The sequence below is a fragment of the Desulfoluna sp. CLI2B genome, assembly GCF_056847375.1.
Window position 1 is genome coordinate 5,474,447 of sequence record NZ_CP186557.1, and the last position, 22,450, is coordinate 5,496,896.

Consider the following 22,450-nt stretch of genomic DNA (forward strand, 5'->3'; position numbering starts at 1 on the left):
TTCAAGGTGAGGGGATCGCCCTTTTATCTTCACCGACACAACAGCTGACAGTTTCCATTTGGTTTATTGCTATCCCGCTTTTTACCGCCTGCGTAAGAAGCGGGATAGTTGCGCGCGGACTCCGGTAAAGGAAAACACCCCTTCAAAGAGCCGTAATGACGATGGATCCACGTGATCCGTCTCACCATGATTCATGCATTATGGACGGGCCATGCAGGGCCGCCCTTTTAGTGTCCCGCATCGTTTGTCAAATAAGGAATCACCTTTCATGAAAGCACTGCTTGCCCTCGAAGACGGACGAATTTTTTCGTGCCGCAGCTTTACAGGTCCCGGCGAGGTGGGTGGAGAGGTTGTCTTCAACACCAGCATGACGGGGTATCAGGAAATTCTCACCGACCCCTCCTACCGTGGACAGATGGTCACCATGACCTATCCCCTCATTGGAAACTACGGCGTAAGCCGTGAGGACGTGGAGTCCTCCCGGATCCAGGCCTCCGCCCTCATCGTCCGCGAGTATCAGGACGATTACAGCAACTGGCGGGCCGACATGAGCCTGGCTGACTACCTCAAGGCAGCCAATGTCGTGGGCATCGATGAACTCGATACCCGGGCACTGACCCTGCACCTCCGAACCCACGGCGCCAAGCGCGGCATCATCTCAACGGATGTGGCCAACCCCGAGGCCCTTGTGGAAAAAGCCAAGGCACTGCCCTCCATGGAAGGGTGTGACCTGGCCAGCGGCGTCTCCACGGACAAGCCCTACCGCCTGGTCAACGACACCCCGGTCTTCATTCAGGAAGAGCTGGCAGAGGGTCTCTTTTCCGCCCGAGGCGAGAAAAAAACGGTGGTGGCCTTTGACTTCGGCATCAAGTTCAACATCATCCGCCTTCTGGAAGCCGCAGGCTGCGAGGTGATCGTGGTGCCCGCAAATACCACCGCCGAGACCGTCAAGGCCATGAACCCCGACGGGATCTTTCTCTCCAACGGCCCCGGCGACCCCGAGCCCGTGACCTACGCCGTGGAGACGGTGAAGGCCCTCATCGGGTACCGACCCATTTTCGGCATCTGCCTCGGCCACCAGATCATGAGCCTGGCCCTGGGCGGAAAGACCTACAAGCTGAAGTTCGGCCACCGCGGCGGCAACCAGCCCGTGCAGAACACCGAAACATCCAAGGTGGAGATCACCAGCCAGAACCACGGATTTGCAGCCGACATGGACAGCCTGTCCGCAGCCGACGTGGAAGTGTCCCATGTGAACCTCAACGACCGCACCGTGGAAGGCTTGAGACACAAGGTTCACCCCGTGCTCAGTGTGCAGTACCATCCGGAGGCGTCTCCGGGGCCCAACGATGCCCAGTACTTGTTTGATGAGTTTGTTTCCATGATGGAACGTTTCACTGTTTAAGAACAGGGCACTTGTTGCCCTGTTTTTTTATGCCCGAAAGTTTGCCTCCGGCGGCCAGGGGATGATCACCTGGACCCCAGGTTCGCGAATGCTTCCGACCTTCATTCTTCAGGTCGATCACATTCGCTGACGGGCTTCGCCCGTGGTGGGGCTGAGGTGACTTGAATGAGGTCAAAATGCTTCCGGTCATGTTTAAACCTGTGCAGGTCAGGAAGACGAAGGCACCTCACGTGTTGATAACCTGTTTGTCAAACCCAGCTCATATACATTGGGCAAACGTTTGGCCCCCGGCAGGCTCGCCGGAGGCAACCATAACCGATAGATTAGTAGAGGCAAGGGATCATGCCAAAACGCACCGACATAAATAAGATATTGATCGTAGGCGCCGGGCCCATCATCATCAGCCAGGCGTGTGAATTTGATTACTCCGGGACCCAGGCGTGCAAGGCGCTGCGGGAAGAGGGGTACGAGGTGGTTCTGGTGAACTCCAACCCTGCCACCATCATGACCCATCGCACCTACATTGAGCCGGTGACCCCGGAGACCCTGGCCAAGATCATCGAAAAGGAGCGGCCCGACGCCATCCTTCCCACCCTCGGGGGCCAGACCGGCCTCAACACCGCCATCGGCGTGGCCGAGATGGGCGTTCTGGATAAGTTTGGTGTGGAGATGATCGGCGCGGACGTGGCCACCATCAAGAAGGCCGAGGACCGCGAGCTTTTCCGCAACGCCATGAACAAGATCGGCCTGAACATTCCCCGAAGCGGGTTTGCCACCACCATGGACGAGGTGAGGCAGGTTGCCGATGAGATCGGCTTTCCCATCATCGTCCGGCCCAGCTTTACCCTGGGCGGCACCGGCGGGGGCGTGGCCTACAACCCCGAGGAGCTGGAGGCCTTCTGCAAGGCAGGTCTTGAGGCAAGCCTCAACACCCAGGTGATGCTGGAGCAGTCCGTCCTCGGCTGGAAAGAGTACGAGCTGGAGGTGGTCAGGGACAAGGCGGACAACGTCGTGATCATCTGCTCCATCGAAAACCTGGACGCCATGGGGGTCCACACCGGGGACTCCATCACTGTTGCCCCGGCCCAGACCCTGTCGGACAAGGAGTATCAGAAGCTGCGTGACGCCTCCATCGCTATCCTGCGGGAGATCGGGGTGGACACCGGCGGCTCCAACGTTCAGTTTGCCGTGAACCCGGCCGACGGCGAGATCATCGTGGTGGAGATGAACCCCAGGGTCTCCCGAAGCTCGGCCCTGGCCTCCAAGGCGAGCCCATTGCCAAGATTGCCGCCAAACTGGCTGTTGTGCTGCTTCCCACCCTGGACGACTGGAAGAGCCCCGACGTCACGAGCAGCTCCTGGCCTCCTTTGAGCCCAGCATCGACTACGTGGTCATGAAAGTGCCCCGCTGGACTTTTGAGAAGTTTCCCGAGACCGAGGACTACCTCACCACGGCCATGAAGTCCGTGGGCGAGACCATGAGCATCGGTCGTACATTCACCGAGTCCCTCCAGAAGGCGATCCGCTCCCTGGAGATCGGACGCTTCGGCCTGGGCAGCGACGGTCGCGAGGTGGAGGAGCTCTCCAAGACCGACATCGAGCACCACCTGGTGACCCCCAACTCCAAGCGCCTCTTCTACCTGCGCCAGGCCATGAAGGCAGGGATCTCCCTGGAGGCGATCCACGCCATGACCAAGGTGGATCCCTGGTTTCTCCACCAGATCAAGCGCATCAGCGACATGGAAGACGTGATCCGCGAGGCCGGCAAGAAGATGGACGCCGACCTTCTCAAACGCGCCAAGCGCAACGGCTTTTCCGATGTGCAAATCGGTGTGCTCAACGGTACGGACGAAGACTGGGTGCGTGCTCAGCGCTACGCCCTGGGCATCCGACCCGTCTACAAGCTGGTGGACACCTGTGCCGCCGAGTTCGAGGCTTCGACCCCTTACTACTACTCCACCTATGAAGAGGAGTGCGAGGCAAGGGTCACAGATAATAAGAAGGTGATGATCTTAGGGGGCGGGCCCAACCGCATCGGCCAGGGCATCGAGTTCGACTACTGCTGCGTCCACGCCTCCTTTGCCCTGCGCGAAGAGGGGGTGGAGTCCATCATGGTCAACTCCAACCCTGAGACCGTGAGCACGGACTACGACACCTCGGACAAGCTCTACTTCGAGCCCCTCACCAAAGAGGATGTCCTGCACATCGTGGAAAAGGAGAACCCCTACGGGGTCATCGTGCAGTTCGGGGGGCAGACTCCCCTGAACCTGGCCCTGGGCCTCAAGGCCGCCGGGGTGCCCATCATCGGCACCCAGCCCGAGAGCATCCACCGCGCCGAAGACCGCGACGAGTTCCAGGCCATGCTCAAGAAGCTGAAACTCACCCAGCCCGAGAGCGGCATCGCCATGAACTACGAGGAATCCCTGGTGGAGGCACGCCGCATCGGCTACCCCGTCATGGTTCGTCCTTCTTACGTTCTGGGCGGCCGGGCCATGCGTGTGGTCTACTCCGAAGAGGACCTGGAAGGGTTTATCCGCGAAGCCATGGAGGCCTCACCGGGCCACCCCGTGCTCATCGACAAGTTCCTGGAAGACGCGGTGGAGCTTGATGTGGACGCCATCTCCGACGGAGAGAAGACCATCATCGCAGGGGTTATGCAGCACATCGAAGAGGCGGGGATCCACTCCGGCGACTCGGCCTGCGTGCTCCCGCCCATGAGCATCCCCAACCGCCTGCTCAACGAGATCCACGAAGCCACCCGCGCCATGGCAAAAGAGCTGGGCGTGGTGGGGCTGATGAACGTTCAGTACGCCATTAAGGACAACCGCCTCTACATCATCGAGGTCAACCCCAGGGCGTCCCGTACCGTTCCCTTTGTGAGCAAGGCCACGGGCATCCCCTTTGCCAAGCTGGCCACCAAGGTGATGCTGGGCAAAACCCTGGCCGAGGTTGGCCTGGAGAAGGAGTTCGTTCCCAGCCACATCTCGGTGAAAGAAGCGGTGATGCCCTTTGACCGGTTCCCCCATGTGGATACCCTGCTGGGTCCCGAGATGAAATCCACGGGCGAGGTTATGGGCATCGGCGATGACTTCGGCATTGCCTACGCCAAGGCCCAGATCGCTGCCGGAGACGACCTGCCCACCGAGGGCACCGTCTTTATCAGCGTCAAGGAGGGGGACAAGGGCCAGATGCTGCCCACGGCCTCTCTGTTCAAGGCCCTTGGCTTTACCATCATGGCCACCAGCGGCACCTCGGACTTCCTCACCAAGAACGGGGTGGCCAACGTGCTGGTGAACAAGGTCTCGGTGGGACGCCCCCACGTGGTGGACGCCATCAAGAACAACGAGATTCAGCTGGTGATCAACACCCCGTCCGGCACGAGCGAGACCACCCATGACGGGTATAAGATCCGCAGGGCCGCCTTGAAGTTCAAGGTGCCCTTTGCCACGACCCTCACCGGTGCCATGGCCGTTGCCCGCGCCATTGCCCGCTTGAAAGAGGAGAGTTGCGCGGTGAAACCGCTCCAGGACTACCATAGCTAATCCCGCCCATTGAAAGGCGCGGCGTTGCCGCGCCTTTCACACCCCCCATCATTGACCCGGGCAATAATGGTCCGGAAGGCTCTTCGCCTATCCCCCGTATTTGGCTAGCTCACGGCAGGCCGCACACCATTTTTTCAGGAACCGGTCGAATTTATTTCGGCGAAGCCCGGAAGGGCTCACCAACGACCTGTTTGTCAAATGTTTTAAAAGTTTGGCCCCCGGAGACGTGTTTGAGCTGAATAGTGACAATTTTTATTGAATAATCTGCAAACAGGGATTAATTTGAAGTCTGTGTCGGATGTGCCGACGGGACCGCTGTGGATTTCTCTATGGAAAGGAGGCAGGAGGCTTCATGATTGAGACGCGATATCTCAAGGATAATATCCAGAATATCCAGAAACTCATGAGCATTCCGGCTTTGAAGAATTTCGAAACCCGTTACCTCGGTAAACTCCTGAAGCTGAGTAAAATCCGTGAGTACGAGGACGGTGAGAAGATCATCAAAGAAGGGGATCGGGATCCCTGGCTCTATTTTTTACTGGCCGGTTCTGTCCGTGTATCCAAAGAGGATGTGGAGATTACCCGGTTGACCAACATCGGGGAGTTGTTCGGGGAGATGCGCATCATCGACTCCCTGAAGCGATCCGCCACGGTGACGGCCGTGGGACGAACCACCTGCATCGCCGTAAACACCATGGCCGGGGAGAAGCTGGAAGGGGACGGGGCCGACCACGACGAACGCCTCGATTTCCTGTTGCTTCTCTACCGCATCTTTGCCGAGTACATGTCCATTCGCCTTCGGGCAACCAACGAGGAATTGATCAAGACCAAACAGGATCTTCAGCGCATCAGAGAAGAGAAAATGAACGTCATCATCAGGCGCCACATCGAAGGCTCCCAGCAATGATGGCCGACTGAGACAGCTCCGGGAAATACCAGGGAGTCACAACCCCATTTCTTCCTGTGCCGCGTTTTTTGTCCGTGTTCGGATCGGCAGATTGCCGTGGGGAGTCTTTTCCCCTGCCTGAAGGTCCGGATGAGAAGGACAAACAATGAGAAAGACCGTATCCTTTACCAAAGACGCCACCAACGTCTTTTTCCATATCCTGACGGCCTGCAACCTCTCCTGCCGCCACTGTTATATCAATCCCACCCAGCACGGAACCCAGACCCTGCCCATTGAGACCATCGAAGAGTGGCTGGCCCTGTTTGCCACACGCTCCAAGGAGGCCAACATCATCTTCCTCGGCGGGGAGCCCACCATGCATCCCGACCTTGCCCGGGCCGTGAAAAAAGCCAGGGCTTTGGGCTACGCCTCCATCACCATCGATACCAACGGCTACCTCTTTCACGACATCCTCGACAAGGTGACACCGGCCGAGGTGGACGCCCTCTCCTTCAGCCTGGACGGCGCCACTGCCGCCACCAATGACCCCATTCGGGGCAAGGGCTCCTGGGAGACCTGCATGGCGGGCGTTCGAAAAGGGGTGGCCAAGGGCTTTTCCACCAGCCTGATCTACACGGTGAGCGGGGCCAACCTCCACGAACTCGATCAGATGCCCGACCTCCTGGAAGAACTCGGGGTGAATCACTTTTTTATCCAGGTGCTGGGAATCCGAGGCAACTCAGCCCGGGAAGAGGCCGAAGAGGAAGGCCTCATGCGCGTCACCCGGGACAGCTGGATGGAGGTGGTCCCCAAGGTTGCCGAAGAGGTGGCCCGAAGGGGAATCAAGGTCACCTGGCCCAAGGTGTTCCTGGAGGAGGACGAGGCGTTTGAGTGCGCAGGCCATGTGGCGGACAACCTCTTTCTCTTTCCCAACGGCAGGGTCTACCGCTGCCCCCTGTGCGAAGATTTTCCCGTTCACTCCATGGTCATCGAAGACGGAAAGCTTAAGGACGCCCCCCGCATCAACGAGACCGATCTCTTTGATCTCTCCATTGCCGAGGGGTGCGTCATGAACCGGATCATCCAGCCTGGAAACATTGTATACAAAGAAAATGGGACCCCGGAGTGGCGCGTGGCGTGTTGCCTGCTCAAGGAGGAGATCACCCCGAAGTGAGTCGGGGTAGGTCGGGCGATTCCCCAAGGTATTGGGTAACATACACACCCTTGATACCAGATCGAGTAGATTTCAGCGGCAGGGGGAGGGCGCCGGAACAGTGCGCCCTTCGCGGTTTTCCGATGGTTCGTAGAGAAACAACTTGACAGAATTATAAGTCAAAATAATAATAAAATTTACTTCACTAACTGGGAGGGGGCGTGGCGGATTCGGGACTGAGCAGAAAGGAACGGGAGTACAAACGGCGTCGGGAAGAGATTCTGGAAGCAGCACTTTCCGTTTTTGCGGAGAGGGGGTACTACGGGACCACCATGGCTCAGATCAGTCAGAAGTCCGAATACCCTCTGGGCACCATCTACAAGTACTTCAGTGGAAAAGAGCAGATTTTCCATGACATGGTGATGGACCGGGGCATCCGCCTTGGGCGCCTCATTGCCGAGGCCGCCTCGCGAAAGGATCTGGCCCCCAGGGACAGGGCATACGCATGTCTCCAGGCCAATGCCCGGTTCCTGAGGAACAACCAGGCCTTTGTGCGGGTGTATATCTCCCTGCGGAGCAGCGTCGACATGATCCTCTCCCCGGAGCTCAACGCCGACATCAATCGCCTCAACGACAAGATGGTGGAGACCTACACCGAGATTTTTCAGGAGGGGGTTGAAAAAGGGGAGTTCAGGCCCTACCCCGCCGAAGACCTCTCGGCCCTGTTCTACGGGGTGATCTTTTCTGCCATCTGGCCCTGGGTCTCCGGGAGCAGGGAGACGTATGACATCGAAGCCTGGTTGAATCGTGCCTTTGAGCTTCTCACCAACGGCTTTTGTGTCTCCAAGTGAGGGAGAGGTCGGGATAGTTATTGACCGACAGGTAAAAATCTGGAATAATACCGCGTTAACGCTGACAATTGGCTTATTTCAGGCCTGTGCAGGGCGTTGCCGCACAAGGCAGACGAGAAAATGGTTTTTTGTGTAAAACCATAAACATAGTTCTGCTTTGAGTAATAATGATTTGGTCGAAAGTGCTGTATTGGAAGGGAATTCATTAGATTTCAGAGCTGACAAGGCCCTTAATATGCCTTAAATAATCTTAAAATGTCTTAATATAAGGAGAGATTTTGTTATGGCACAACAGATTGCAGACCGCAGGGACCAGGATTACGTTCTTCACGAAATGCTGAACGTTGCTCAGTTTTCAGAGACCGAGAAGTACGGTGATTTCAACAAGAAAACCATCGACATGGTTCTGTCCGAAGCCAGGAAGTTCGCCGTCAATGAAATTCTTCCCACCCAGAAGACCGGTGACGAAGAGGGCGTCAAGCTGGAAAACGGCCAGGTGAAGGTACCCCCTTCATTCCACAAGCCCTACAAGCTCTTCTGCGAGAACGAGTGGGTTGCCATGGCCGATGCCCCGGAAGTAGGCGGCCAGGGCCTTCCCCACTCTGTTTCCCTGGCTTGCGGTGAGCTCTTCACCGGCGCCAACTGCGCTTTCCTTATGTACCCCGGCCTCACCCACGGCTGCGGCAACATCATCGCCAGCCTCGGTTCCGACAAGCAGAAGGAGCTCTACCTCAAGAAGCTCTACTCCGGCGAGTGGGGCGGCACCATGTGTCTCACCGAAGCCAACGCAGGCAGCGACGTAGGCGCCCTTGAGTCCGTGGCTACCCCCAACGACGACGGCACCTACAACATCGTGGGCAACAAGATCTTCATCTCCGGCGGCGACTCCGACATGGTTCCCAACGTGATCCACCCGGTTCTCGCCCGTATCGAAGGCTCCCCCGCAGGGACCCGCGGTATCTCCCTGTTCATCGTGCCCAAGCTCTGGGTCAACGATGACGGCAGCTTCGGCGAAGACAACGACGTGGTCGTTACCGGTGTTGAGCACAAGATGGGCATCCACGGCAACGCCACCTGCTCCATCGCTTTCGGCGGCAAGGGCAAGTGCCGCGGTACCCTCATCGGTGAGAAGAACAAAGGCATGAAGGCCATGTTCCTCATGATGAACGAAGCCCGCCAGGGCGTGGCCCTCCAGGGTCACGGCTTTGCCACCACCTCTTACATGAACGCCGTAAACTACGCCAAAGAGCGTATCCAGAGCCCCAACCTGCTCTCCATGCTCGACGCCGAGCCCAAGGGTGTGCCCATCATCCAGCACCCCGACGTACGTCGCAACCTGCTCATCATGAAGTCCTACGTTGAAGGCATGCGTTCCCTGCTCTACTACATGGGCTTCTGCTTCGACATGGTCTCCACCGCCGAAGACGAAGCAGTTCGTGACAAGTACAACGGCCTCATCGAGATCGTGACCCCCGTTGCCAAGAGCTACGGCACCGACAAGGGCTTCGAAGTCTGCTCCCTGGGTATCCAGATCTACGGCGGCTACGGCTTCATCGAAGAGTATCCCCAGGCCCAGCTCCTTCGTGACTGCAAGATTACCTCCATCTACGAAGGCACCAACGGGATCCAGGCCATGGACCTCCTCGGCCGTAAGCTCGGCATGAAGAAAGGCAAGCCCATGATGGACCTGATGGGTGAGATCCAGGCTGCCATCGCCCTGGCCAAGGAAGCCGGTCTCGAAGACATGGCAGCCAAGGTTGAAGCCGCCCTGAACAAAGTGGGTGAGTGCGCCATGGCCATCGGCGGCGCCGCCATGAGCGAGAAGCTCCTCGATGCCTTCGGTTCCGCTACCCTCTTCCAGGAGTGCTGCGGTGACCTGATCATGGCTTGGATGCATCTCTGGAGAGCTGCCGTTGCTCAGCCCAAGATCGAAAAAGCCAAGAAGAAGGACAAAGCCTTCTACGAAGGTCAGGTGGTTACCGCCAAGTTCTTCATCGAGCACATGCTGCCCATCGGCCTCGGCAAGATGGACTCCGTCAAAGGCCTCACCGGCTCCATCATGGAGATGCCCGAAGACGCATTCATCGGCTAACCGATAAGAGGTTATAGGGGATTTCATCCCTGATCAGTGCTATATATAAGCCCGGAAGAGTGTGCCTCGCATCCTCTTCCGGGCTTTGTTATTATGGGGAGACGCGTGTTACCGGCGCGGGCGTTTGGAGGGGACGCCTTCGGCCGCATGCGTGGCGAACCATGAACGGGATCTTTAATTTTAGGGCTCACAACCATTTTGAGGACGTAAGAATGCACCAAAAAGCGGGAACCGGCATCGGGAAAGTGGACGAGATACTTGACGGACTTCGGGTGGGAGACAACGTCATCTGGCATGATGATTCCGGGAGCCTGGCTTCCGATTACTGCCTGAAACTCATGGAAGCATCCGCACGGGAAGACAAGCCGGTGATCTATGTCAGTTTCGACCGGTCTCCCAACAACCTCGTGAAAAAGCTGGGACCCCTGGCCAATGCCCCGGGGCTCACCATCCTGGACTGTTTCACCCACGGCAAAGGCGGGGGCAGTGAGCTGTTCCTCAAGTACTACAGCTCGCGGGAACGAAATGCCAACGTGATCCTGGTGGAGAACCCCTCGGATCCTTCGGCCCTCTCCGACGCCCTGGAGAGCAATCTGGCGGACCACGGCCTGGACACCCGGTTTATCTTTGAGTCCATCACCGGCATGCAGGACCTCTGGGGAGATGAGGAGCGGATCCTGAAGTTCTACACCCGCACCTGCCCCAAGCTCTATGAACTGAGCACCATTGCGTACTGGCTCATCGAGCATCGGGCCCACAGCGACCGGCTGAAAGCGGGCATCGCCCAGATCGCCCAGGTGGTCATCGAGCTCTCCGTCAAACGAGGCAAATTTTTCTTCAACCTCATCAAAGCCGAAGGACGGGAGCACGGCCCCTTGAACAAGCCCCAGGGCTACTGGGTGCGCGATGGCGAGGTGGTCTTCGGCTCCGGGGACCAGAAGGGCTGGGGCCGCATCGACATCGGGAGCCGCCTCAAGCACTTCCGCACCTCCGCCGGCCTCTCCCAGACCGGTCTGGCCAAGCAGGTGGGGGTTACCCCCAGCACCATCAGCCAGATTGAAAACGGTCAGATCTACCCCTCCCTTCCCGCCCTCTTCCGCATGGCAGAGCTCCTTGCCGTGGAAACAGGCTCCTTCTTCTCGGACAACTCCGCCGAAGAGGCCACCCCTGTCTACGAGCCCTCCCAGTGGCAGGACATCAACATCCCGGGCATCACAGGAAAAGGCGGATCCGTGCGCCAGGTGATCCCCTCGGGCGGGGACACGGGCTTTGAGGTGTGGCTCCTGGAGATCGAGCCGGGCCGGGTCATCAAACAGCACTTCTTCGACGAGAAGTGCGAAGAGGTGGGCTACGTCATCAAGGGCAGCGTCCTCTTCCAGAGCGGCAGCCGCGACCTCGAAGCCGTGGAAGGCTCCCTCATCCACCTGGTGGAACGCACCCCCTCCCGCTGGAAAAACAAAGGGGAGGAAAAAGCGGTGATCCTCTGGCTCAAACTGCGCCAGGTGTAAAGCGTACGGGAAGAAAAAAAGCCTCCGGCGGCCCTGCCGGGGGCCAAACTTTTGAAACGTTTGACAAACTGGTTTTTGTGAATTGCTTGGACCTTTTGGAAGATCGTAACTATTCGACTATATAAAATTAACGAACAGGCATCGCCTTCTGCCGCTCAGCCTCACTGGGGCTGAGCGGCAGAAGGCGATGCAACCGGAACGTTTTTGCGGCGCTTTTTTCAAAAAGCGACCCGCCGGAGGCAGCGAAAGGATATTCATAATATGAAAGTACTGGTGTTTGGGGGCGGTGCCGTGGGGTTGGGACTGGCGTCGTGCCTTGCTGAGGCGGGGGTGACCCCGGATATTGTGACCCGGAAAGAAGGCGCTGATGTTATTGCCTATAGGGGCTCAAGCGCACGGGGCTGTTGGGGCAGGCGGTGTTTCGCAACGTGCGGGCCGGGGTGACTCCGAATGATTTTTCGGCAAACGGGCCCTATGATTATGTGCTTGTCTGCACCAAGTCCAGCGCCACGGGGGAGGCGGGAAAGGCCCTTTCAGCGGTTCCCGGGCTTTTGGGGCCAGCCACCTGCGTGGTGCTCTGCCAGAACGGCTGGGGCAACCGGGAGCGGGTTTCCCGCTGGGTGGATCCCGACCGGGTTTACAACGCCCGGGTCATCACCGGGTTTTCCCGGCCGGCACCCAACACCAGCCACATTACGGTCCATGTGGCCCCCATCTCCATGGGGCATCTGGAGAGGTCCATGGACGGGGAGTTGGTGGCGGTCGTAGAGGCGGCCAGCAGGTCAGCCAGGCTTGATCTTGGCTGAGGAGACCTCTGGGCCAAGATGCTTTTTAACGGTTCCCTGAACTCTCTGGGGGCCATCTTCGGTGTGCCCTACGGCAAGCTTTCCGACCACCCCGAAGGGCTGCGCCTGATGCGGTCCGTGGTCAACGAGATTTTTGCGGTGATGGCCGCGGCCGGGTACCGTACCTGGTGGGAGACCCCGGAGGAGTATTTTCAGGTACTCACCGGCGACCTTCTTCCCACGGCAGCCACCCACGTCTCTTCGACCCTCCAGGACCTCAAGGCGGGCAAGAAGACCGAGATCGACGCCCTCACCGGCGAGGTGGTGCGCTTAGGGGAAAAACACGGGGTGGCGGTGCCCGTGAACCAGACGGTGCTGGATATCATCGGGTTTATGGAAAAGGATTGTGCGTGATGTCAGAGGACAGTGTTCGGGTGGCCGTGGGATCGGCCAACCCCAACAAGCTTGATGCGGTAAAAAGGGCTTTTCAAGGCTTTAACAGATTCAACAACCTTTCGTTTGTGTCGGTGGCCTCTCCCTCCGGGGTGTCGGACCAGCCGGTGGGCTATGAGGAGACCCTCAGCGGAGCCGACAACAGAGCCCTGGGGGCCTACGGCGGCTCGGGCTTCGGCGTGGGACTGGAGTCGGGCCTGGTACCCGTCGCCGGAACCGAGACCGGATACATGAACCTCACCGCCTGCGTGATCTATGACGGCCAGCGGTTTCACCGGGGCGTGGGCCCGGCCTTTGAGCTCCCCGGCGAGGTGTGCCGGATGGTTGTGGACGGGGGCTGCGAGCTGGATGAGGCCGTGCACCGGGCCGGGCTCTCAGAGAGCCGGCGCATCGGCTATGCCGAAGGGATCATCGGCCTTCTCTCAAACGGGGCCGTGACCCGTGCCGACTACATGGTTCCTGCCGTAACCATGGCCCTGGTGGCCCTTGCCGCCTCCGTAAAAGGAGAGGCCCATGCGTGAGGAGCGGGTGCTTTCTGTTCTGGGCCAGACCCTTTACACCGTGTGTGTGAAAGGGGAGAGCCCCGGTGCCATGCCCATCGTGCTGCTGCATGAAGGTCTGGGGTGCGTGGGGATGTGGCACGACTTTCCCGAGGTCCTCAGCCGGGCCACGGGCCGGACGGTCTGGGCATGGGATCGTTGGGGATACGGCAAATCATCCCCTTTGACAGAGTGGGAAGCCAACTCCCAGTACCCCGCCTTTGAGGCGGAGACCATGCTGCCGCTGGTGCTTGATGCCCTGGGCCTTTCCCAGGCCCTCTTTTTTGGCCACAGCGACGGCGGCACCATTGCCCTGTTGTTCGGGGCCATGTTTCCCCACCGGACAGCCGGGATTGTGGTGGAGGCCTGCCATGTGTATGTGGACGAGCTCACCATCGACGGCATTGCCGATGCCGACAGCTACTTTGCTGAGGGCACCTTTCGAGAAAAACTCGCACGGCACCATGGGGACAACACGGAAAAAGCCTTTAGGCGCTGGGCCGACACCTGGCTTTCTCCTTCCCATCGAACCTGGGATATCACCGGGGCCATCTCCGCGGTGACGGCCCCAACCCTGGTGATCCAGGGGGAACACGACCAGTACGGCACCTGGGGCCAGGTGGAGGCCATCTGCCGCTCGGTGGCCGGGGCCACGGCCCTTAAGGTGAGCGACTGCCGCCACGTGGCCCACCACGAGAAGCGGGACGAGGTGGTGGCCGCCCTGGTTGATTTTTACGATGGCGCTGCCGGGTGAGGGAAAACGCATTGAGATTTTCCTCCGATGGCCCTGTTGGAGGCAAGTTGAATCGTTAAATACTTGTAACTATTCAGCTTATGCCTCCGGCGGCCCTGCCGGGGGCTAAACTTTTGCCTGATTTTATAAAGGCGGGTTTAACAAACAGGTTTTAAAAAATCTTTTTGAGTGAATTTTTACTTTAAAGGCGGATGTGATTTGACCCGAGGAACGAGGGGCAAAACACATCCGCAACCTGCTTTCAAGGTGGCACACCTTGCCGCCGGAGGCTGTTTTTTTTGAGCTGAATAGTTACAAATGCGTTGGCTCTGGCGGGGTGTGAACCCGCCTTGAACCTTTGGGGTAAGGGGTGTATATTGAAGTGGAATCAGTTGGATAGGCGCGGAATCCTTGCGGGCGGTGCGTCGCCTGCAAAGGGCGGTCACGGCCGTGGGCCAAAGCCCGGTGCCGTGAGTCGTTTCGTGCCTGACACGCCCTGTGCCGGGAGGTCCTATGAGTACCATTATTCATCTCGACCCGGAAGCGATGTCCCGCCTTGCGACGTTGGAGCGGCGCTTCGGGCTGGATCGGCGTGAACCGTTTGAGCGCCGACAGGGGTATGGGGTGCTCCACAGCGCCGAAGTGGGCGGGGTGGAGAATCGGTGTATTTTGGAACGGAGACGTTCCAGTGAGCGTCGTTTCGGATGGTTTCGCATGGGCCGATGGAGCAGCTCCTGCGATAAAGGCCCCGCATGAGGTACCGTCGAAACGGCAAAGGGGGGCCGTATGGCAGAAACCCAGGAGAGGAGAGACGGGAATAACAAGCGATTTCACTTTGATACCTATCCGAAATGGAGACGCCGGGGCGACGAACGGCGTCAACGGGGCACTTTCGAGGGGAAAGGGCTCTTTCGGCGTCGGCCCGGGGATCGGCGCATCGGATTTCTGGCGCGCATCTCACGGTACATCTTTCCCAGGGGATTTCCCGAAGATAGGTAACCATATCAAAGGCCCCGGCCTTCGGGTGCCGGGGCTACGACAACAAGGCGAGGTTCCATGGAACCTCGCCTTTTTATTATCCCGTGGCGGCATGGGGGCCCTTGGAAAACGGGGAGATTACACGATCCATACACCTGCCTAACACAAGCCTAACACAACAGGTTTACAACCTACAGCACCCTTGACGGGCTCGTTGGCCGTCAAAGCCACCCTTTCCATGGAGAACGTGATGAAACCCAAAGCACATATGCTGGTCGTGGATGATGAAGAGGACATTCTGGACCTAGTGAAATACAACCTCGAACGGGAAGGCTACAAGGTGACCTGTACGGCAAGCGGGGAGCGCGCCGTGGAGATCGCCAGGCGTGAAACCGTGGATCTCATTGTCCTGGACCTCATGCTGCCCGGCATCGACGGGCTGGAGGTGACCCGCAGCCTCAAAGGGAGCCCTGCCACCGCGGATATTCCCATTGTGATGCTTTCGGCCAAGGGAGAAGAGGCCGACATCGTCACCGGTCTGGAGCTGGGTGCCGATGATTACGTGGCCAAGCCCTTCAGCCCCCGGGAGCTCCTGGCACGGGTCCGGGCGGTGAGGAGACGCACCGACAAGGGGGAAAGGGACGCGACCATGGACGAGGTGCTCCTCTTGGGGGAGATCGAGATTCGTCCCGGCAGGGTCCAGGTGAAGGTGCAGGGCCAGGGGGTGGAACTCACCTTCTCCGAGTTTTCCCTGCTGCTGCTCCTGGCCCGGCGACCCGGGTGGGTTTTCACCCGGTCCCAGATCGTGGACGGCATCCGGGGGGACAACTACGCGGTTACGGATCGCAGCGTGGACGTGATTGTGGCCGGTTTGCGCAAGAAACTCGGGCCCTGCAGCCAATATGTCGAAACGGTCCGGGGCATCGGTTATCGGTTCAAAGAGGTCTGACATCCGGTCAAGGCCGCGGTTTCTTTTTTACCCCTTATACACAGGCAATGATAGATCCATGATGCAGCGTAAACGTCTTTTCTGGCAGCTTTTTCCCTCCTATGTGGGGATCCTTGTCCTGGCCCTTACGGCGGTGAGCCTTCTGGCCATCTCCTCCATGACCTCCTTTTATCACCAGCAGACCCTCCGGGATCTGGAGTCCCTTGCCGGGGTCATGGGACTTCGGGTGGGCCCCCTCATGGACGGGGATCGTGTAGCCGACATCGACGCTTACTGCAAGGCGTCGTCCCAACGCTCCGGCAGCCGCGTGACGGTTATTGACCGGGACGGGTGGGTTTTGGGGGATTCCACAAAGGATTCGGCCGCCATGGAGAACCATGGCTCCCGCCCGGAGGTGGTGAAGGCCCTGGAAGGCGTGACGGGCTTGTCCATCCGCTTCAGTGCCACCTTGACCACCAACATGATGTATGTGGCCATTCCCATTGAGCAGGACAACGTGGTGCTGGGGGTGGTGCGTACGGCGCTTCCCATGACGGCCCTTGAAGGCGAAGTCCGCTCCGTTCAGAAACGCATCCTCTTCTGGGGCCTGGCCACTGCCCTGGTGGCCGGGTTTATAAGTCTCGTGGTCTCCCGGAAGATCAGCCGTCCCATCTCCGACATGCAGCGGAGTGCGCGCCTTTTTGCCGAAGGGGATTTCAGTCATAAGCTCTACGTCCCTGACTCTTTAGAGATCGGCGGGCTCGCTGAGTCCATGAACCTGATGGCACATCAGCTGGATGAGCGCATCCGCACCACCACCCGCCAGAGAAACGAGATGGAGGCCGTTTTGTCGAGCATGGTGGAAGGGGTGATGGCCGTGGACGCGGATTTTTCCATCATCAGCATGAACGCTGCGGCCCACGGGATTTTCGGCCTGGTGCCGGGGGAGGCCGTGGGCTTCGGGGTGTCCGAAGCGATACGCAACATCGCTTTCCTCGGTTTTGCGAAAAACGCAGCAGGGCAGGCCGAGGCATGGAAGAGGTACATCAAGCTCTGGGACAACCGGGAGACCCTGCTCCACAGCCGGAGCACTCCTTTGAAGGGTGTGGGGGAGGCGCGCCTGGGAACCCTCATCGTATTTAACGACGTCACCCGCATGCGTCGGCTGGAGAGTATGCGCCGGGACTTTGCCTCCAACGCGTCCCATGAGATGCGCACCCCGTTGACCTGCATCAAGGGCGCCGTGGAGACGATCCTACTGGAAAAAGAGAAGCTTCCCGAGAGCCATGATCGCTTTTACACCATTATCGAAAAGAACGTGGAGCGGATGACCCACCTCATTGAGGACCTTCTGGAACTCTCCCGCATCGAGCAGCAGCAAGGGGAGCTCTCCCTGACGCCGTCTCAGGTGGACGGGGTGCTGGAGACCAGTCTTCTTCTTCTTTCGGGAAGCGCCGACGCCAAGGATGTGACGCTGGAGGTGACAGGGGCCAAAGGGGTGATGGCCACCTTCGACCCCATGCTTCTGGAGCGTGCTGTGGTGAACCTACTGGACAACGCCATCAAGTACAGTCCGGCCCGGAGCACCGTCACCGTGGCTGTGGCACGAACCGAGGACAGGGTGGAGATCCGGGTGTCGGACCAGGGGTGCGGAATTCCTGCCGAGCACATTCCCCGGCTCTTTGAGCGCTTTTACCGGGTGGACAGCGCCCGGAGCCGAAAGCTAGGGGGCACAGGCCTGGGCCTTGCCATCGTCAAGCACGTGATGCACCTGCTCAACGGAGAGGTGAGGGTGGAAAGCACCCCTGAAAAAGGTTCCACCTTTACCCTGGTTGTTCCAAGCTGAAAAACCAAAGGACAAGGAAAAACAAACCCGGAGAGCTGAGCGAACCCACACCGCCCAGCTCTCCGGGTTTTTTGTTGCGATTCTGCTTTATCGTCCCCGTACAAACAGGAGACTTCCGCCCTTTTCAAGGGAAACCTTTTCCACAATGGTCACCGGGACCATGGAGAGTGCTTCCGGGAGGTGATCTGCGGCATCGGACTGCATGAGCAGGGTGTCATAATCGGGGTCTCCTCCTTTGAGGATGTCAAAGCAGCGATCCAGGTTGTCGGTGTTGAGCAGGTGAAGCCGCCCGTAAAAACAGAGGGAGGCCCGTAGGCGGCGGTCCACCCCGTACGCTGCGGTGCCCTTGTGTGGGTGGGTTTGGATGGCGGTGATCAGGGGGCGGATCTCCGAGGCCCGGTGACCGGTCATGGCGGAAAAGGGGCCGTTGGCCAGGGTTACCCAGAGGATGGCGGTGACGGTGAGGAGTCGCCCCGTGCGGGTGAGGGGGATGGCCTTTACCACGCAGGTGACGGCGGCCAGGACCAGCCCTGCGGCGGCAAAGGGAGAGAAGAGGTCGCCCCGGAGGAGCCCCGGCAGGATGGCGTGGTCGGTGCGAAGGCTAAAAAGGCGCAGGCCCGGGGAGAAGGCCAGGATGAACAGGATCAGAATCACCGCCCAGGACCAGGCTGCGGCAAAGGGGCGGACCCACATGGGCATTCCGTCCTTCAGGACAAAGGCTGCCATGAGGGCCAGGGGGGGGAGTACCGGGCTGAGCCCCGTCTCACCGGTGATGGTGGGAAGAAGGGAGGCAAGGAACCAGAAGATAATGAACATGGGGGTTGGAGACAGGGTACCGCTCCGTAAGGTGCGGGCTGTAACGAGCCCCACATAGATAAAGAACAGGGGCGTCCAGGGCCAGGTCTGGGCAAGGATCTGCAGGGCCAGCTTGGTGGGCGACGGTGGCGGGCCGGGGGTTGATGCGGGGATCCAGAATCCCTGGGTAATGGGGGCCGCCGTATGGCCGATGACCTGGGTAACCATGCCACCGCTCGTGAGGACGAGGATGGCCAGAAGGGCGGCCAGGTGAAAAAAGAGATGGCTGACATGGCTGGTTCTTCCCGGGCCTCGGGAGCTGATAAACCAGACAATGCCCGCGGCCCAGACACAGGCGATGAGCAGGAGCCCGTCCCATGAGCTGGTGAGAAAGGCTCCGGCCGTTGCCGTTCCCGCCATGAGGATCCAGGGAGGTGAATCGTCCACAAAGGTTCTAAAGGTTGCCGTCACCGAAGCCATCAGGAAAAAAAGCAGGGCCGGGTCCCGGCCGATCCACCCTGCACCGAAGGCAAAACCGGGCATGGTGGCCAGAAGGGCTGTGGCCAGGAGCGCAAACCTGCTTTTTCCGTAACGCAGGGCAAAGCTGAAGAAGAGCACCAGGGTACCCAGGCTGAAAAGGGCCGAGGTCAGGCGAAGGGGAGCCATACCCTCCAGAAAGGGGGCTGTGGCATGGGACAATGCGGCCGCGGCAAGGGGGTAGAGCGGGGGAAGGCCTGCGAGGTACTCCTGAACCGTTGCCAGGGTGAGGGTGGGGGCCGCGGCCATGTGCAGGGCGGCTGCCGCAGTCACCGGGTCATCGGTGGCCAGGGGGGCCTCGCCCACCAGGCCGGTAATGGGGAGAGTGAAGGCTGACACCAGCACCAGGGTCAGGAACAGGGCGACCCGCGGGTTGTTGATTCGGACCATGGCTCTCTGCTGTATGGGCCCGTCGGAATGGGGCCGCAGTCGGGTGGTTTGGGTTGTAAGGGTGCAGGGGCGGACCCGTCCTTCACCAGACAGGACAGGTTTTGAAGCGTATGTTTATTATGTTGGTTGAGTGTTTTAATTAAAGAACATTGGTTATAAAACTGGAAAAGTCAAGATAATTTCATGGGGCGGGGAAGTAGAAATGCTGAGGGGGGCCGAAGAGCCCCTTGTTAAGGGGCTCGGTCGGCAACGGGGTTAATCCAGGGCTTCTGTGTGGCGGATAATCTCTCCCTTGCGCATGTAGATCACCTCTTCTGCGATGTTGGTGGCGTGATCGGCAATGCGCTCCAGGTGCCGGGAGACAAGAAAGAGGTTGATGAGGTACCCGGCTTCGTCCGGGGTTTGGGAGATGGCCTCTTTGATGCGGTCGTAAGCCGCGTTGCGCATGGCGTCAACCTCTTCATCCATGAAGCGGACCTTTTCGGCCATCTCGTCGTCCTGGCGGACAAAGGCATCCAGGCTCATCTTGAGCATCAGGCCGGATTTGTCCGCCATTTCGGTGTAATCGTAGGTGAAGCCCGGATTTTTTTTGGCCGCCAGGGTTTTGATGCGTACGGCAATGTTGACGGCCTGATCGGCAATGCGCTCCAGGTCGTTGTTGATCTTGATGACCACCACCAGGGATCGCAAATCACCGGCCACGGGCTGGTGCAGGGCCAGGACCTTGAGGCACTCCTCTTCGATCTGGACCTCCTTTAAATCGATCTCCTCGTCTTTTTCAATGATCTCACGGGCCAGGTCCAGGTCCATGTCGTTTAATGCGCGGATGGCCAGCCGGAAGCGGTCTTCGGTGAGGGCTCCCAACGAGAGGAGCATGCGCCGGATTTTATCGAGTTCCCGTTGCAGATGGATGGTCATGGTTACTCTCTATCACCCGGTACACCGGGTGCCTCCTTGAAGGTAAAAAAACAATAAATGCTTAAAAAGAGGCCTCCGGCGGTCCTGCCGGGGGCTAAACTTTTGAAAAGTTTGATAAACAGGCTAAAAAAACAGATTCGGTTTAATTTGAAGCATAGGCGAATGTGATTTTCCCTGAGGAACGAAGGGGAAAGCGCATTCGCAACCTGCTTTCGAGGTGGCTCACCTCGCCGCCGGAGGCAAGCTTTTTCCCTTACCCGAACCGGCCGGTGATGTAGTCTTCGGTCTCTTTTTTCACCGGTTTGGTGAACAGGGTGTTGGTGTCCCCCACCTCCACGAGTTTGCCCATGTAGAAGAAGGCGGTGGTGTCGGAGACCCGGGCCGCCTGCTGCATGTTGTGGGTGACGATGATGATGGTGTAGCGCTCCTTGAGTTCCAGGACGAGTTCCTCGATTTTCTGGGTGGCGATGGGATCCAGGGCCGATGCCGGTTCGTCCATGAGCAGGATTTCGGGCTCCACGGCCAGGGCCCGGGCAATGCAGAGGCGCTGCTGCTGCCCCCCGGAGAGTCCCAGGGCGGGTTTGTGGAGCCGGTCTTTGACCTCGTCCCAGAGGGCGGCCTGGATCAGGCTTCGCTCCACCCGCGAGGCCACCATGGATTTGTTGGTGATGCCGTTCACCTTGAGGCCGTAGGCCACGTTGTCGTAGATGCTCTTGGGAAAGGGGTTGGGCTTCTGGAACACCATGCCGATGTGCCGCCTGAGGGAGACCACGTCGATCTTTTTCTCCAGGATGTTCTTCCCCTCAAAGATCACCTCCCCCTCGCTGCGGGTGCCGGCCGTGAGGTCGTTCATGCGGTTCAGGCACCGGAGAAAAGAGCTCTTTCCACACCCCGAAGGGCCGATGAGAGCGGTGACCTGCCGTTCGGCAAAGGGCAGGGTGATCCCGTGGAGGGCCTGGAAGTCTCCGTAGAAAAGGCTCAGGTCCCTGGCGTGGATAATGGTGTCGTGGGTCTCGTTTTGTTGGGTCATGTTAAGTCACTTTTTATGAATGATACGTTTTTCGGTAACGGTTCTGCTTAAAAACACGCGGCGAGAACGTGTCCTGTAGCCTCGACGCTTGTGAGCCAGCCCGTAGAAACCATCAGCGTTTATGTCGAGCGAAGCCCAAGCCGAAGGCCCTTGCGCTCTACCTCGCCGCCGGAGGCTTATTTAACCCTAGGTGCCCTTATACGCGGCTCCGTTTGCGCAGGCGCGAGCGCAAGAGGATGGCGCACAGGTTCATGCCGAGGACCAGGGCGATGAGGACCAGGGCCGTGCCGTACTGAAGGTGGCGCGTCTCTCCGATGTGGGTGCCTGCCGTGGCCAGGACGTAGATGTGGTAGGGCAGGGCCATGACCTCGTCGAAAATCGAGGTGGGCAGGTCCGGGGTGAAGAAGACGGCACCGGTGAACATGATGGGGGCTGTCTCGCCCGCGGCCCGGCCCAGGGCCAGGATGGAACCGGTGAGGATCCCCGGCAGGGCAGACGGCACCACCACCCGGCAGATGGTCTGCCACTTGGAGGCCCCGAGCCCCAGGGAGGCTTCCCGGTAGGTATCGGGCACGGCTTTTAAGGCCTCTTCCGCGGCTCCGATGATGACGGGAAGGCTCATGACCCCCAGGGTCAGGGCTCCTGCCAGAAGGCTCACCCCCATCTTGAGTACCGTGCAGAAGAACGCCAGGCCAAAGAGGCCGAACACCACCGAGGGGACCCCGGCGAGGTTGGCGATGGCAAACCGGATGACAGAGACGATCTTGCCCTGGCCGGCATATTCATTAAGGTAGATGGCGGTGCCCACCCCCACGGGAAAGGCAATGGCCAGGGCCCCGAAGGCCAGGGAGGCGGTGCCCACGATGCAGGGAAGGATCCCTCCTTCGGTCATGGAGTTCCTCGGCATCTGGGTGAGGAACTCCCAGCTGATGGCGGAGAGGCCCCGGGTGATGATGAAGAGGATCACGGAAAAAAGGGCCAACACGTTGATGGCTGCGGCCACACGGAAGAGGGTGAACCAGAGGGTCTGGGTGGTTCCGCGCCTTCCGGACTGGATGCGTTGGGAAATGGAAATGGTCATG

The 22,450-nt window shown here is 59.3% G+C and carries 19 protein-coding genes and 1 pseudogene; 16 read left to right on the top strand and 4 right to left on the bottom strand.

What is annotated here, in order from left to right; genetic code table 11:
* The first annotated feature begins 268 nt into the window (after positions 1-268).
* The 16 genes and pseudogenes from carA (at position 269) to ACOYW2_RS25585 (ending at position 17,698) form a co-directional block, all read left to right on the top strand.
* Positions 269-1,405, top strand: a complete 1,137-nt coding sequence (gene carA, locus ACOYW2_RS25510; RefSeq protein ID WP_482768390.1) for a glutamine-hydrolyzing carbamoyl-phosphate synthase small subunit — start codon at positions 269-271, stop codon at positions 1,403-1,405.
* A gap of 342 nt (positions 1,406-1,747) precedes the next feature.
* Entirely contained in the window at positions 1,748-2,776 is a 1,029-nt protein-coding gene (locus ACOYW2_RS25515; RefSeq protein ID WP_482768391.1) for an ATP-binding protein, read from the top strand.
* A gap of 22 nt (positions 2,777-2,798) precedes the next feature.
* On the top strand, positions 2,799-4,946 hold the full coding sequence (carB, locus tag ACOYW2_RS25520; RefSeq protein WP_482423837.1) for a carbamoyl-phosphate synthase large subunit: 2,148 nt from the start codon (positions 2,799-2,801) through the stop codon (positions 4,944-4,946).
* A gap of 352 nt (positions 4,947-5,298) precedes the next feature.
* On the top strand, positions 5,299-5,853 hold the full coding sequence (locus tag ACOYW2_RS25525) for a cyclic nucleotide-binding domain-containing protein (protein WP_180138258.1): 555 nt from the start codon (positions 5,299-5,301) through the stop codon (positions 5,851-5,853).
* 145 nt (positions 5,854-5,998) lie between these two features.
* The gene (locus ACOYW2_RS25530) at positions 5,999-7,006 is read left to right on the top strand and encodes a radical SAM protein (protein WP_482768392.1); all 1,008 of its coding nucleotides are present in this window, start codon (positions 5,999-6,001) and stop codon (positions 7,004-7,006) included.
* A gap of 200 nt (positions 7,007-7,206) precedes the next feature.
* Entirely contained in the window at positions 7,207-7,836 is a 630-nt protein-coding gene (locus tag ACOYW2_RS25535) for a TetR/AcrR family transcriptional regulator (RefSeq protein WP_482418608.1), read from the top strand.
* A 283-nt stretch (positions 7,837-8,119) separates the two neighbouring features.
* The gene (locus ACOYW2_RS25540) at positions 8,120-9,928 is read left to right on the top strand and encodes an acyl-CoA dehydrogenase (protein WP_482768393.1); all 1,809 of its coding nucleotides are present in this window, start codon (positions 8,120-8,122) and stop codon (positions 9,926-9,928) included.
* Positions 9,929-10,140: 212 nt separating this feature from the next.
* Positions 10,141-11,436 carry a helix-turn-helix domain-containing protein gene (locus ACOYW2_RS25545; protein WP_482768394.1) on the top strand — a complete coding sequence of 432 codons (1,296 nt, stop codon included), beginning with the start codon at positions 10,141-10,143 and terminating at the stop codon, positions 11,434-11,436.
* Positions 11,437-11,852: 416 nt separating this feature from the next.
* Complete coding sequence (locus ACOYW2_RS25550; RefSeq protein ID WP_482768395.1) at positions 11,853-12,242, top strand: ketopantoate reductase family protein; 390 nt, start codon at positions 11,853-11,855, stop codon at positions 12,240-12,242.
* Positions 12,243-12,257: 15 nt separating this feature from the next.
* Positions 12,258-12,635: pseudogene (locus ACOYW2_RS25555) on the top strand (ketopantoate reductase family protein); the annotation flags it as partial.
* Entirely contained in the window at positions 12,635-13,195 is a 561-nt protein-coding gene (locus ACOYW2_RS25560; RefSeq protein ID WP_482768396.1) for a DUF84 family protein, read from the top strand. The pseudogene ACOYW2_RS25555 and the gene ACOYW2_RS25560, both read left to right, overlap by 1 nt.
* Positions 13,188-13,967 (top strand): alpha/beta fold hydrolase, encoded by a 780-nt coding sequence (locus ACOYW2_RS25565; protein WP_482768397.1) that lies wholly within the window; start codon positions 13,188-13,190, stop codon positions 13,965-13,967. Before ACOYW2_RS25560 ends, ACOYW2_RS25565 begins: the two co-directional genes overlap by 8 nt.
* A gap of 492 nt (positions 13,968-14,459) precedes the next feature.
* A complete protein-coding gene (locus ACOYW2_RS25570) occupies positions 14,460-14,702 on the top strand; it encodes a hypothetical protein (RefSeq protein ID WP_482420533.1) in 243 nt (80 codons plus the stop codon).
* A gap of 30 nt (positions 14,703-14,732) precedes the next feature.
* Positions 14,733-14,945, top strand: coding sequence for a hypothetical protein (locus ACOYW2_RS25575; protein ID WP_482768398.1), 213 nt, complete (start codon positions 14,733-14,735; stop codon positions 14,943-14,945).
* A 229-nt stretch (positions 14,946-15,174) separates the two neighbouring features.
* Positions 15,175-15,873, top strand: a complete 699-nt coding sequence (locus tag ACOYW2_RS25580) for a response regulator (protein ID WP_482418613.1) — start codon at positions 15,175-15,177, stop codon at positions 15,871-15,873.
* A gap of 58 nt (positions 15,874-15,931) precedes the next feature.
* On the top strand, positions 15,932-17,698 hold the full coding sequence (locus tag ACOYW2_RS25585; protein WP_482768399.1) for an ATP-binding protein: 1,767 nt from the start codon (positions 15,932-15,934) through the stop codon (positions 17,696-17,698).
* An 87-nt stretch (positions 17,699-17,785) separates the two neighbouring features.
* On the opposite strand, the gene ACOYW2_RS25590 is transcribed toward ACOYW2_RS25585, so the two are convergent.
* The 4 genes from ACOYW2_RS25590 to pstA form a co-directional block, all read right to left on the bottom strand.
* The gene (locus tag ACOYW2_RS25590; RefSeq protein WP_482768400.1) at positions 17,786-19,420 is read right to left on the bottom strand and encodes a glycosyltransferase family 39 protein; all 1,635 of its coding nucleotides are present in this window, start codon (positions 19,418-19,420) and stop codon (positions 17,786-17,788) included.
* A gap of 255 nt (positions 19,421-19,675) precedes the next feature.
* The gene (phoU, locus tag ACOYW2_RS25595; RefSeq protein ID WP_482418617.1) at positions 19,676-20,338 is read right to left on the bottom strand and encodes a phosphate signaling complex protein PhoU; all 663 of its coding nucleotides are present in this window, start codon (positions 20,336-20,338) and stop codon (positions 19,676-19,678) included.
* Between the two features lie 253 nt (positions 20,339-20,591).
* Entirely contained in the window at positions 20,592-21,368 is a 777-nt protein-coding gene (gene pstB / locus ACOYW2_RS25600) for a phosphate ABC transporter ATP-binding protein PstB (RefSeq protein WP_482418618.1), read from the bottom strand.
* Positions 21,369-21,564: 196 nt separating this feature from the next.
* Complete coding sequence (gene pstA / locus ACOYW2_RS25605) at positions 21,565-22,449, bottom strand: phosphate ABC transporter permease PstA (RefSeq protein WP_482768401.1); 885 nt, start codon at positions 22,447-22,449, stop codon at positions 21,565-21,567.
* Between the last annotated feature and the right edge of the window lies 1 nt (position 22,450).